Source organism: Bacillus cabrialesii (assembly GCF_004124315.2).
Classification (GTDB): Bacteria; Bacillota; Bacilli; order Bacillales; family Bacillaceae; genus Bacillus; species Bacillus cabrialesii.
Map to the genome: position 1 here is coordinate 679,384 of NZ_CP096889.1, position 12,817 is coordinate 692,200.

Genomic DNA, 12,817 nt, shown 5'->3' on the forward strand with positions numbered 1-12,817 from the left:
AAAGGAGGAGCCCAAATATGCCGATCGGTCCTGGAAGCCTTGCTGTTATCGCAATCGTTGCTCTGATTATCTTCGGTCCCAAAAAGCTGCCTGAGTTGGGGAAAGCTGCGGGAGACACACTTCGTGAATTCAAAAACGCTACTAAAGGATTAACGAGTGACGAAGAGGAAAAAAAGAAAGAAGATCAGTAAGTTAGGATGACACGAATGAAAGTGAATCAAATGTCGCTGCTGGAGCATATTGCTGAGCTTCGAAAACGGTTGCTGATTGTGGCGCTGGCGTTTGTCGTTTTCTTTATCGCTGGATTCTTTTTAGCGAAGCCGATTATTGTGTATCTGCAAGAGACAGATGAAGCGAAGCAGCTTACGCTAAACGCGTTTAATCTGACAGACCCGCTTTATGTGTTTATGCAGTTTGCGTTTATCATCGGCATTGTCCTGACTTCGCCGGTTATTCTTTATCAGCTTTGGGCTTTTGTGAGCCCGGGCCTCTACGAGAAAGAGCGCAAAGTAACGCTCAGCTACATTCCGATCTCTATTTTGCTGTTTTTAGCGGGCTTATCTTTTTCATATTATATTTTATTTCCTTTTGTTGTTGATTTTATGAAGCGGATCTCACAGGACTTGAATGTCAATCAGGTGATCGGAATTAATGAGTATTTTCATTTTCTTCTGCAGCTGACGATCCCGTTTGGACTGCTGTTTCAAATGCCGGTCATCCTCATGTTTTTGACCAGGCTTGGAATTGTGACACCGATGTTCTTAGCGAAAATCAGAAAGTATGCGTACTTTACGCTGCTTGTGATCGCTGCCCTGATTACTCCGCCTGAGCTTTTGTCTCATATGATGGTGACTGTTCCGCTTTTGATTTTATATGAAATCAGTATTCTTATATCGAAGGCCGCTTATCGGAAGGCGCAGAAAAGCAGTGCTGCCGATCAGGACGTGTCTTCGGGGCAATAATAAAAAATCCATTTCTCATGAGAGAAATGGATTTTCTTTATTTCTGGTTCTTTTTGATTTTAAAAGAAAAGGCGAACATCTTAAAAGAAATGCTGATGTTGTAAGCGGCGAACACCATCAGAAGGATGGAGTAAAATGACCACATGCTGCCTGGCGAGCTTGCGGCAAGATAAGTAAAGATGCACCCTACGGCAAAATAGATCATTCCCCAAACTACCGGGTTTCTCATAAAAATAATCCTCCAATAATCAATTGCATTTGTGTGCTCTGCTGTTCAAGGTACTTCTGAACAGGCTCAAGCTGCATGATGACGACAAATGTATTCATCATGACATGGGCGAATATCGGCACCCATATCCGTTTTGTTCTCGCATACAAGAAGGCAAAGGTAAAGCCCATTGCTGTATAAAGAAGAAGATGCTTCAAATCAGCGTGAACAATACCGAAAATAACCGAGCTGATCAGTCCGGCGAAAAAGAAATTCGTTTTTTCGTACAGCGTGCCGAAAATGATTTTTCTGAAGATGATTTCTTCTAATATAGGCCCGACGACAGAAGAAACCATAATCATGAGCGGGACTGCCTGAATGACATCCAGAATCGCTTGTGTATTTTCTGATTCTCTTCCGATGCCAAATACATAATATTCAATAGAGCCTGCTATTCCTTGAGAGAAAAGGGCAATGAAAAAACCGGCTATCGCCCACAGGATAGAAAGTCCGACTGAGTCTTTCTGTCCGTTTCGCAGCGTTTCTTTCGGAACAGTCCTCAGAATGAGCAGAACGACAACGAGACAGGCGATAAAGCTGATAACAGACCATAATCCTTGCGCGTGCAGCATATTCTCCTTTGTAGGCTGTCCTCCGGCATAACCGAATTTAAATAACAAGGGAATCCCGATTAATGCAGAAAACTGCATAAGGATATATGTCAAAATAATAAACCAATACTGTTTTCTCAAATGGTATGTACTCCTTTGTTATGTGGGTTTCGTTCATCTACAGCTATTGTAACATAATCGGAACGGGGGTGAAAAAGCGAACCGAAAAGGGAGCTGAAAAGAATCATGTAAGCGTGAAAAATTTTTTATCTTATCACTTGAAATTGGAAGTGAGATTCTTTATTATAAGAATTGTGTTAGCACTCTTTGGTGCTGAGTGCTAAAATTACATATTCATACTATTGAGGAGGTTATTACATTGTTAAAGCCATTAGGTGATCGCGTTGTCATTGAACTCGTAGAATCTGAAGAAAAAACTGCCAGCGGAATTGTGTTGCCGGATTCTGCAAAAGAAAAACCGCAAGAAGGCAAAATCGTGGCAGCTGGTTCAGGTCGCGTGTTAGAAAGCGGAGAGCGCGTTGCTTTAGAAGTAAAAGAGGGCGACCGCATTATCTTCTCAAAATACGCAGGTACTGAAGTGAAATACGAAGGTACTGAATACTTAATCTTACGTGAAAGCGATATTTTAGCTGTTATCGGCTAATTCTTAAATAAAAACATTTAAAAATTCGAGGAGGTACTGTAAACATGGCAAAAGATATTAAGTTTAGTGAAGAAGCTCGCCGCGCAATGCTTCGCGGTGTCGATGCACTTGCTGATGCTGTAAAAGTAACTTTAGGACCAAAAGGACGCAACGTGGTTCTAGAGAAAAAATTCGGTTCTCCGTTAATCACAAATGACGGTGTAACAATCGCTAAAGAAATCGAACTCGAAGACGCGTTTGAAAACATGGGTGCGAAGCTTGTTGCTGAAGTAGCCAGCAAAACAAACGACGTTGCCGGTGACGGTACAACAACTGCGACAGTTCTTGCGCAAGCAATGATCCGTGAAGGCCTTAAAAACGTAACAGCAGGCGCTAACCCTGTAGGCGTGCGTAAAGGTATGGAACAAGCTGTAGCGGTTGCGATCGAAAACTTAAAAGAAATTTCTAAGCCAATCGAAGGCAAAGAGTCTATCGCTCAGGTTGCTGCGATCTCTGCTGCTGATGAGGAAGTCGGAAGCCTTATCGCTGAAGCAATGGAGCGCGTAGGAAACGACGGCGTTATCACAATCGAAGAGTCTAAAGGCTTCACAACTGAGCTAGAGGTTGTTGAAGGTATGCAATTCGACCGCGGATATGCGTCTCCTTACATGGTAACTGACTCTGATAAGATGGAAGCGGTTCTTGACAATCCTTACATCTTAATCACAGACAAAAAAATCACAAACATTCAAGAAATCCTTCCTGTGCTTGAGCAGGTTGTTCAGCAAGGCAAACCATTGCTTCTGATCGCAGAAGACGTTGAAGGCGAAGCGCTTGCAACACTTGTTGTGAACAAACTTCGCGGCACATTCAACGCAGTGGCTGTTAAAGCTCCTGGCTTCGGTGACCGCCGTAAAGCAATGCTTGAAGACATCGCTGTCCTTACTGGCGGAGAAGTCATCACAGAAGATCTTGGCCTTGACCTGAAATCTACTCAAATCACTCAATTGGGACGCGCTTCTAAAGTTGTCGTTACAAAAGAAAACACAACAATCGTGGAAGGCGCTGGCGAAACAGACAAAATTTCTGCCCGCGTGACTCAAATCCGCGCTCAAGTGGAAGAAACAACTTCTGAGTTCGACAGAGAAAAATTACAAGAGCGTCTTGCGAAACTTGCTGGCGGCGTAGCTGTCATCAAAGTCGGCGCTGCGACAGAAACTGAGCTGAAAGAGCGTAAACTTCGCATCGAAGACGCCCTGAACTCAACTCGCGCAGCTGTTGAAGAAGGCATCGTATCCGGTGGTGGTACAGCGCTTGTAAACGTATATAACAAAGTCGCTGCAGTTGAAGCTGAAGGCGATGCTCAAACAGGTATCAACATCGTGCTCCGCGCGCTTGAAGAGCCAATCCGTCAAATCGCACATAACGCTGGTCTTGAAGGATCTGTCATCGTTGAACGCCTCAAAAACGAAGAAATCGGCGTAGGCTTCAACGCTGCAACTGGCGAATGGGTAAACATGATTGAAAAAGGTATCGTTGACCCAACAAAAGTAACACGCTCTGCACTGCAAAACGCAGCTTCTGTAGCAGCAATGCTCTTAACAACTGAAGCTGTTGTCGCTGACAAACCGGAAGAAAATGCCGGCGGCGCAGGAATGCCTGATATGGGCGGCATGGGCGGTATGGGCGGCATGATGTAATCATTGCCCCAGAAATCCAGTGAAAATGGGGTTTCTAGACTCTTATCTATTTTGAAAATAACTGAAGAGTAACAAAAGGGTAACATTTTCTTGAATAAGGATCTAAATCAGAGGTTTTCCATTAGTTCTTTGAACTTTTGGGAAGCCTTTTTTATTTCTTAGTCACATTCAAATAAACGTCCTTTGTCGTATCCTCATCTTTGTACCCTAATCGTTCTATTATTTAGAAGAGTTACCTAGCCTGTGCTAAAGGGGTGTGAGTATGACATAACTAGCATGGGGTAAGTTCTGTATTTAGTTCTTCCATTTTTAACATGGGTCTAGTTCAATTCTCTTATTTTTAAATATAGAGGGGATTACTAGGTAGTTACTCCTCGATGCTCATAAAAATAAAGTTTTCGTATAAATATATCCCAGTACTTCATCATCAATTGTTGTTGAGCTAACTTATGCTTACTTAATTCATTAATTCGGTTTCATCAATAGCAATAATGTGTACAGCTGCCAATGTTTATTGAGTAAATAACTTTAAATTCTTATTGTTGTTTGTGGGAGTGTGATATGTTACTGAAATGCTATTAGTCTGTTTTCAAAATTAATATCGCGCCATTTTAAGTTGCAAGTTTTGTCTGCACGTAATGGGTAATTGTTATTAATTAAAAAGATAGAGTAATCATAATCAATCTTGATTCTTTAGCTATATGGCGGTAGTGTTTGAGTTCTTCTCTATCTAAATATTTTGGTAAACTGTTTCGATCCCAAATCTTTGTTGAAATATTGCTGTTTAGGAGCCTGATTATGTTGTGTCGGGTCTTTTTTTAGGATTTTCAGTTCGATAGCCCTAAAGATTATTTTGCCTGTTCGATGAGCATATCCCTTTTTTCTTTAAGTCATTTAAGGCTTCCTGATATTGTTTTCAATAGTCTGATAGTCGTTTGATTCGTGCCTGCGGATTCTCTCAGTATTTTCTTTTAAAACGTCCGTTCCTTAATAGAGGGACAGCCACTCGTCAGGAAAAGCCTCAAATGTTGTGTCAGTCTCTTCTAGGTAGGTACCTTGACTTATTTCGTTTCCTCAGAATAGCCTCTGCCTCCTTTAATCGGAACTATTTTATATTTTTTCCTTTCACTCCATTTATATAATAATAAATTGCAGTAAGTCCACTTACTCCTACCCTTTCTATACCAAATAGTGGTTTGTGAAGAGCGGTAAGGATTTTCCTTTTTTTAAATTCTTTATTGTGAGTTTAATAGTATAATTAGGTTATTATACAAAGGGAGTGATTTAATGGAGGATTTACTTAGTCTGGAAAAACAGCAAATTGAAAATGAAGATGAGAAAATTGAATATGTTGATGAAATAAAAGTAGTAACAAGGGGCGTGGATTTTTCTGTACGTGAATTAAAACTGCTAAGAGAGGAAAAAGAATTAATTGTTCCTGATTTCCAGCGGGAATTAGTATGGGATAATAAAAGAAAATCAAGATTTATTGAGTCCATTTTATTAGGATATCCTATTCCAGGAATGTTTTTCACTGATTTAGAAAAAGGCCGTATGATGATAATAGATGGGCAACAAAGGATAAATACTCTAGTTGAATTTCTAAATAATGAGTTAAAAATATTAAAGCGGGAAGATATAAATCCTAAATGGAGAGGAAAATTTTACAGGGAAATAGATGAAGACTCACAAAGACGTCTTAGAAATACAAATATTAGAGCTTCTGTGTTTCAGATATTGTCAGAAGATGTGGATAAGGATATTGCATTGTATAGTTTATTTGAAAGAATCAATACCGGAAGTATTCAACTAAATAGTCAAGAGATTAGGAGAGCTATATATTTTGGAGAATTCACAAAAAAATTAAATGTTTTTGTAGAAAATCCGCTTTGGTTAGCTGCATATAAAATGATAATGCCTGAAGAATATAAAGATTATTCTAAAGATAAAAGGCTGAACGATCAGGAGATTGTAGCTAGATATTTTACTCTTAAATCATTAATTCAATCCAAAGAATTAGAAAGTGATATCTCTTATAAAAAAGAAATTAATCGATTTATGTCAAATGTTCAGAAAATAGAAGAGGAGACAGTAGATAAAATATTTAAAGACCTCGAGGAAAAATTAAGGTGGTTACAATCTCAAGTGGATTTTTCAATAGGTTATCTATTTAGAAGGCCTATCGAAAAAATAGAACATATAAATAATATTAAGGATATTTTAAAAGGGAAAAAATTTAACATTCCCTTATTTGAGAGTGTATTGATAAGTATTGATAAATTAAAGTTGGAAAATACAAAATTAGATATTGAGAAATACTTTAACCTATTTAATGATGAAAAGTTTGTAGATGCAATTTCCTCGCAAACTAATCGTATTGAAAAGATTCATTATAGGTTGGGGGCGGTAGAGGAGGTTTTCTACAGTGAATAACAAATTAATGGAAAGAGAAATGGAAGTGGTAAAAAGTACAGGATTAATGGTAGAGAATAAAAATGCTATTGAGGTAGACAAAACTGAATTACCTGTAGAAGCAGATGATATTACACAAGAAATAGATGATTTGAAAAGACAGATTATATTCTTGAAAGAATTAGTAGAAGAAGCAACATATGATTCTTTTATTAAAGTTATCAATTACTATGAAGAGCTATTGAGAATGGATACAAATGAAAGATCTTCATCAGTATATGGCTTAACAAGCACGTATGGTTTGCTGCTATTAAATTCAACGTATGATGTTTCTATCAAAGAGATTTTCAGAAAAAGATTTTCTAATGCTTTAGCGGATAAAAACTTAATTCAGAGTTACATTAGTGGAATTATTGATAACAAAATATTAAATAGGAATATGACTAATATAAAACATAAAAATGTAAAAGATACATTTGCTTTAGCCGTTGATACAAATGATGCCAAACTTCAAAGGAGTATAAAAGTAATAAATGATCTAATAGATACTCGGAATAAAATTGCTCATGGCTTAGAGACTAGTACAAAAGGTCATAATGATTTGATCAGCGCATTAGAAAGCGTGATCTATTATTTGAATTGGTATAATGAACAACTTTTAAATAAGTTCTGTGAAAGTTAGATTTAAGGGGTAAGTTGAGGTTGATAATATGATGAAATAAAGGTTACATCAAGTTTTGTTTACCCTTTAGATTAATTTTAAATAGCTTGTAAGTATAGAATTAGTATAAGTTAGTCTAAAACTTTGTTGGAACGAAATAATTCGTTTATGGAAGGAATGGACACAGATAATTTATCGACTTAAAATCTTTAATAAAAATGATAATCTTTTTTTATTTCTGAAAATCAAATAATTATCGCAGAAAAGACCTCTAATCAATTACTAGGTAGATTAGAGGTTATTTTAAAAAGGGCTTAGTTATTTGTCGACGCTCATATACCTATCTAATTACAATATATTACTTGTTTATTTAATAACCATCTGTAATCTTTCCACCTCACCACGAATCCCAATCGCAGGCTCCCACGAATCAATCAAACGAATCGCTTTTTGATTGAATTCCATCGCTTTCGTTTTCTCTCCTTTACGGTACAACAGCTGTGCCATCCCATAATCATAATAGATCAACTCAACCTGATTCGCGTTATGTTTGTCATAGAGCATCTGCTCAAAGGCTTCTTCCGCTTTCTCAAACTGTTCACACTTCACGTAAGCGACACCCAGATTGAAATAGGCTTCTATCGTTTTTTCGCCGCCGTACGTGGAGCTGATTTCATTTGCCGCTTCGTATAGTTGAATGGCTTCTTCATCATGACCTCTCGCAAAGCTTAGGTCTCCGCGAACCAGCAGAACCCTATGTTGAATCGTAGGGGAAATCGGTTGATCTTCTATTTTGTTTAAAATGGTCTTTGCTTTTTCCTGTTGCCCGGCTTTTAAAAACAGCCTTGCTTTGAGTGCGTTTCCCCATACCTTTAGATCATGGGCATCGTGAGCGTCTGATTGTTCAAGAATCTTTAGGCCAGCTTCAATTTGTTGAAGCGCTCCGTCTAAATCATTGACTTCCATCAGGGCCCAGCCTGCTGTGTCGATTCGGAAGTACGCTTCTCGTGTGTGTTGGCCTATTTGATGGGCGGCGTCGGCGGCTTTGCGTCCGTATTCGATTCGTAGGGGCAGATTGATTCTGCTTAGAAAATGGCTGATGCGGGTGATGAGTTCGATTAGGATTTCTTTTTGTTCGGTTTCACTTGACCATTTAATCACCTTTAGGATGTTTGGCCATTCTTTTTTGATTTGGTCTAAATCACGTCCCAGGAGATAGCTCCAATAGATAGAGTTGGGCTGTTCCCGCTTTAAATGGGTTTCGGCGTAATCAATATAATAGTGCGCCCAGCGGCTGCGGGCTTCTTTTTCATATTCGTGATGTTCGGACAAGTGCTGTTCTCCGTAAGCGACAACGGTTTGGTGGGCCAAGTAGTGTGTTCTTCCTTCGCTTCGTTCCGGCTGAATCAGGGCATATGACCGCATTTGTTCAATCGCGTAGTGAAAACGGCGAGCGTCTAATCCGGCCGCTGCCGCCAGGCTTTTTTCATCCGGCGGCTTGCTGAAAAAGCAAAGCGTCTGCCATAGCTTTTGCGTATCTTCGTTGCATCTGTGCCATGTGCGGCCAAAGAGGGACTCAAACAATTCCAAGAGTGAATAGCCTGCTTTTCCAAGCTCATGAATCAGCTGCTGAGCGGGTATGTCATCGTCTGACATATAGGCGATGCTGAGTGCCATGGCTTTCGGGTTTCCGGCAGTCGCTGAAATGTATTCGTTTTTCAGGTCAGACGAAAGGTGTAACAGCTGCTCCAGCTTTTCCCGTTTATGTGGGAGGTTACATGTTTGTAAGCAGCGGTGCACTTCTTGCTGAAAAAATTCAAGGGCATCTGTTTGTTCAAGGCCGCTGAGCTGGATGGCCGCCATTTCTCCGAAGCTTTCCCGATAGGTTTGCTTTACGTTTTCCCGCGCTGTGAGGAGGACTTTCACGCCTTGCGGAAGGCTGGTGATAAATTCGTGAATGTCACGTTCTGCGGTATCGATGCTGTCAACGATCAGCAGGACCGGTTTTTCTCTTGTGTAATTGGCCAACGCATTGCGGACGACGAATCGTTTTTCATTGATTGATTTATCGATTTGTTCTGTGCGTCCGAGCTGATAGGCGATGGTATTTAAAAAATCGCTAAAGCTCAATCCTTTCCAATCAGCGCTGACCCAGATGATGCTGTTGAATGCCGGCCAATCTGAAGTATCATCAACACAGGAATAGGCAGCCTCAAGAGCGATTGTGGTTTTCCCCATGCCGGCCCAGCCGGTGATTAAGCAGACTGGTGACGGAGAAAGCAACCATTGCCGGATCGCTTCCATATCAAAGCTGCGCCCGATAAAGTGTCCGGACCAGCGTGACGGTAAGTTATGTGTGATAGGCTGTTCTGTAAGCGCATTCGTTTCATGGCCGGGTTTATCATGAAACAGCCGTTTTACTACATTCTCAATTTCATTTTCACTTGGAGCCCTGAATGATCCGTCTTTTCGCAGCGTTTTCGCTTTTTTGAGACAAGACGCCGCCCAGACAGGCAACGCGGGTTTGATGACTGGGATGGTGGTCGTTTCCAGCAGATCGGTCAACCACTCGATATCGAAGTCGGTTTTATCGAGAATGATCCAGATCACCCCGAACAGTTTTCCGTCGTCGATTCTTCCGGGAATATAGTTTTCACCCATCTGTCCGATCCAGCTTTTGATCGTGTTAGAGGAAACCCCCAGCTGGAGCGCGATTTTATCTATGTAAGACTGTCCTGTTTTTTCATTCTTTTTCCTTATGATTTTATAATCAGGATGAAGCTTTAGTGATTTGACGCCAGGTGCCAGCAGTTGTGCAAAATGTTTTCGGTTTTCAAGTTCAGCCATAAGCCTGCACCTCCTATTAGTACTATTTTATCAATCCAGCGTTTTTTGTATATGAGAAAATAGTAAAGTACAGTGCGGCTGTCCTTTTATACAGCAGGAAAGGCTGTTGAACATGTTGGAAAGCAGATAAAATGGGGGCAGTAACAGAGAAAATAAAAATGTATGCACTTACATTTTATTTTCTAAAGAAAGGAATTTGCCAAATGACTCACACAGTACCTCAAAGCATGAAAGCGGCTGTTATGCACAACACAAGAGAGATCAAAATTGAAACATTGCCTGTGCCTGACATCAATCATGATGAAGTGTTGATTAAGGTGATGGCTGTCGGGATTTGCGGATCGGATCTGCATTACTATACAAATGGCAGAATCGGCAACTATGTAGTGGAAAAACCATTTATCCTTGGCCATGAATGCTCGGGAGAAATTGCCGCTGTCGGATCGTCTGTCAATCAATTTAAGGTGGGAGACCGTGTCGCTGTTGAGCCGGGTGTCACATGCGGACGCTGTGAGGCGTGCAAGGAAGGGCGCTATAACCTTTGTCCGGATGTACAGTTTTTGGCTACACCGCCGGTAGATGGCGCGTTTGTTCAATATATCAAAATGCGTCAGGACTTCGTTTTTTTGATCCCAGACTCACTTTCCTATGAAGATGCGGCTTTGATCGAACCATTTTCTGTCGGCATTCATGCAGCGGCGAGAACGAAGCTACAGCCCGGATCAACAATTGCAATTATGGGGATGGGCCCTGTTGGGTTAATGGCTGTTGCGGCAGCTAAAGCATTTGGGGCAGGCACAATTATCGTGACCGACTTAGAGCCGCTGCGGTTAGAAGCTGCGAAAAAAATGGGAGCGACTCATGTCATCAATATCCGTGAACAGGACGCGCTTGAAGAAATTAAAACGATCACGAATGATAGAGGCGTTGATGTTGCTTGGGAAACAGCGGGGAATCCAGCGGCATTGCAATCTGCATTGGCTTCTGTGCGCCGGGGTGGGAAACTGGCGATTGTCGGTTTGCCTTCTCAGAACGAGATTCCGCTCAATGTGCCGTTTATTGCGGACAATGAGATTGATATTTACGGGATCTTCCGTTATGCCAATACGTATCCAAAGGGAATCGAATTTCTCGCTTCCGGCATTGTGAACACGAAGCATCTTGTAACCGACCAATATTCGCTGGAGCAGACGCAAGAGGCGATGGAGCGGGCGCTTCAATTTAAGAATGAATGTTTAAAAGTGATGGTGTATCCAAATCGCTGAGTGAACAGGGAGGATCTTTGCATTCTCCCTCTTGCTTACCGGAAATGAAAACGAATTCTTGGGGTGGGAAATGATGATTGGAACAGAACAAGCAACGGCATTGAAGGCGAAGCATCACGGCCTGTCCTGGTTTGAGCGAATCGGATATGGTTTCGGCGACATGTCATATAACATTGTCTTTCAGTTTGTAAACGCATACTTATTATTCTATTATACAGATGTCGGCGGCATTCAGCCTGCGGTGATCGCCACTTTGTTTCTTGTTGTCCGGGTGCTGGATGCTATTTTTGACCCGATTATGGGATTGATTTTAGACAAAACGAACACAAGGTGGGGAAAGGCAAGGCCATATCTGTTGTGGGTGGCATTTCCTTTTGCGTTATTTACGTTCTTATGTTTCACGACGCCTCATTTCGGTGAGACGGGGAATATGGTATATGCGTACATCACCTATATTCTGCTTGGGATGTCTTTTAGTATGCAAACGATTCCGGTGAACAGCTTAACGGGGCGGATGACGAATTCAGTGGAGGAACGGACGGTTCTGACCACAACCCGGATGATTTTGGTGTATATCGGTATCCTTTTATCCATTTCCTGTGCGACACCGCTTGCGGCCGCCATTGGAGGGGAGAATCAGGCGTTTGGATTCCAAATGACAGCGCTCATCTATGCGGCGGTCAGCATCGTTTTGAACCTATTCAGTTTCTTTACTGTGCGGGAGCGGATTCAGCCTAAAAAGAGAAAAAAACAAGGGATCAAAAAGACGTTGTCTGTGTTGTTCCAAAACAAACCGTTGCTAGTGCTGACTTCATCATTTTTAGCTTTTGCGATTGGATTTAATATTAAGCTCAGCACGATGGTGTACTATTTTACGTATAACGTCAACCATAAAGAATTCGTGTTTTTAGGAACCGTTTTATTTTTCGGTGCAGCGCTGATCAGCAATTTGTTTATTCCTTTCTTTTCTGAGAAGTGGGGCAGAAAACAAGTCATGATCATCACGGCTGCTCTATCGCTTATTTCTTATGCCGGCCTGCATTTTACGCCGTATTCTTCGATTACACTCATTTTCGTTTGGCTTTTCGCTTCGGGATTTTTCACAACGCCTTTAAATACGCTTGCGTGGGGAATGGTTGCGGATTGTGTCGATTACGCGGAATGGAAAATCGGAGTGCGCGCGGATGGTGTGGTGATTTCGAGCATGAGCTTTATTAATAAACTGGGCGTTGCGTTAGCCGGTTCATTTTCGGCCATTTATTTAGGAATCGCCGGGTATGTCGCGAATGCAGACCAGACAGTTACGTCATTAAATGCGATTAAAAACATGAACGCTTTGATTCCGGGGTTATTCATTTTGCTTTCTATTATTCTGATCGCCTTCTATCCTTTAACTGAAAAAAGATATAAGCACATCATCTCTGAGCTGGAGCAAAGGCCTGCAAAATAAATAGATGTAAAATTTTAAATATTTAATGTAAACGCTTGTATTTATGGCAGAAAGTAAT

11 protein-coding genes are annotated in these 12,817 nt (G+C 41.0%); 8 read left to right on the forward strand and 3 right to left on the reverse strand.

The window, feature by feature from the left end:
• Positions 1–17 precede the first annotated feature (17 nt).
• Both tatAY and tatC read left to right on the forward strand, forming a co-directional pair.
• The gene (tatAY, locus tag EFK13_RS03545) at positions 18–191 is read left to right on the forward strand and encodes a sec-independent protein translocase protein TatAY (protein ID WP_003234072.1); all 174 of its coding nucleotides are present in this window, start codon (positions 18–20) and stop codon (positions 189–191) included.
• A gap of 6 nt (positions 192–197) precedes the next feature.
• Positions 198–962 (forward strand): twin-arginine translocase subunit TatC, encoded by a 765-nt coding sequence (gene tatC / locus EFK13_RS03550; protein ID WP_015252680.1) that lies wholly within the window; start codon positions 198–200, stop codon positions 960–962.
• A gap of 37 nt (positions 963–999) precedes the next feature.
• Here tatC and EFK13_RS03555 read toward each other — a convergent pair whose 3' ends face one another.
• Both EFK13_RS03555 and EFK13_RS03560 read right to left on the reverse strand, forming a co-directional pair.
• Complete coding sequence (locus EFK13_RS03555; RefSeq protein ID WP_003225680.1) at positions 1,000–1,191, reverse strand: YdiK family protein; 192 nt, start codon at positions 1,189–1,191, stop codon at positions 1,000–1,002.
• Positions 1,188–1,922: a CPBP family intramembrane glutamic endopeptidase gene (locus EFK13_RS03560; RefSeq protein WP_129506531.1), complete on the reverse strand. Its 735-nt coding sequence runs from the start codon at positions 1,920–1,922 to the stop codon at positions 1,188–1,190. The genes EFK13_RS03555 and EFK13_RS03560 overlap by 4 nt, the downstream gene beginning before the upstream one ends.
• 238 nt (positions 1,923–2,160) lie before the next feature.
• On the opposite strand from EFK13_RS03560, the gene groES reads away from it, so the two are divergent.
• The 4 genes from groES to EFK13_RS03580 all read left to right on the forward strand — a co-directional run bounded on the left by groES (position 2,161) and on the right by EFK13_RS03580 (position 7,218).
• A complete protein-coding gene (groES, locus tag EFK13_RS03565) occupies positions 2,161–2,445 on the forward strand; it encodes a co-chaperone GroES (protein WP_003155970.1) in 285 nt (94 codons plus the stop codon).
• 44 nt (positions 2,446–2,489) lie between these two features.
• Entirely contained in the window at positions 2,490–4,124 is a 1,635-nt protein-coding gene (gene groL / locus EFK13_RS03570) for a chaperonin GroEL (protein ID WP_129506530.1), read from the forward strand.
• A gap of 1,287 nt (positions 4,125–5,411) precedes the next feature.
• The gene (locus tag EFK13_RS03575; protein ID WP_129506529.1) at positions 5,412–6,557 is read left to right on the forward strand and encodes a DUF262 domain-containing protein; all 1,146 of its coding nucleotides are present in this window, start codon (positions 5,412–5,414) and stop codon (positions 6,555–6,557) included.
• On the forward strand, positions 6,550–7,218 hold the full coding sequence (locus EFK13_RS03580; RefSeq protein ID WP_129506528.1) for a HEPN domain-containing protein: 669 nt from the start codon (positions 6,550–6,552) through the stop codon (positions 7,216–7,218). The genes EFK13_RS03575 and EFK13_RS03580 overlap by 8 nt, the downstream gene beginning before the upstream one ends.
• Positions 7,219–7,563: 345 nt before the next feature.
• Here the strand turns inward: EFK13_RS03580 and EFK13_RS03585 are convergent, their stop codons facing one another.
• Positions 7,564–10,044 carry a tetratricopeptide repeat protein gene (locus EFK13_RS03585; protein WP_129506527.1) on the reverse strand — a complete coding sequence of 827 codons (2,481 nt, stop codon included), beginning with the start codon at positions 10,042–10,044 and terminating at the stop codon, positions 7,564–7,566.
• Between the two features lie 203 nt (positions 10,045–10,247).
• Between EFK13_RS03585 and gutB the strand changes: the two genes are divergently transcribed.
• Positions 10,248–11,309, forward strand: coding sequence for a sorbitol dehydrogenase (gutB, locus tag EFK13_RS03590; protein ID WP_129506526.1), 1,062 nt, complete (start codon positions 10,248–10,250; stop codon positions 11,307–11,309).
• A gap of 73 nt (positions 11,310–11,382) precedes the next feature.
• On the forward strand, positions 11,383–12,759 hold the full coding sequence (locus tag EFK13_RS03595; protein WP_129506537.1) for an MFS transporter: 1,377 nt from the start codon (positions 11,383–11,385) through the stop codon (positions 12,757–12,759).
• Positions 12,760–12,817: the final 58 nt, after the last annotated feature.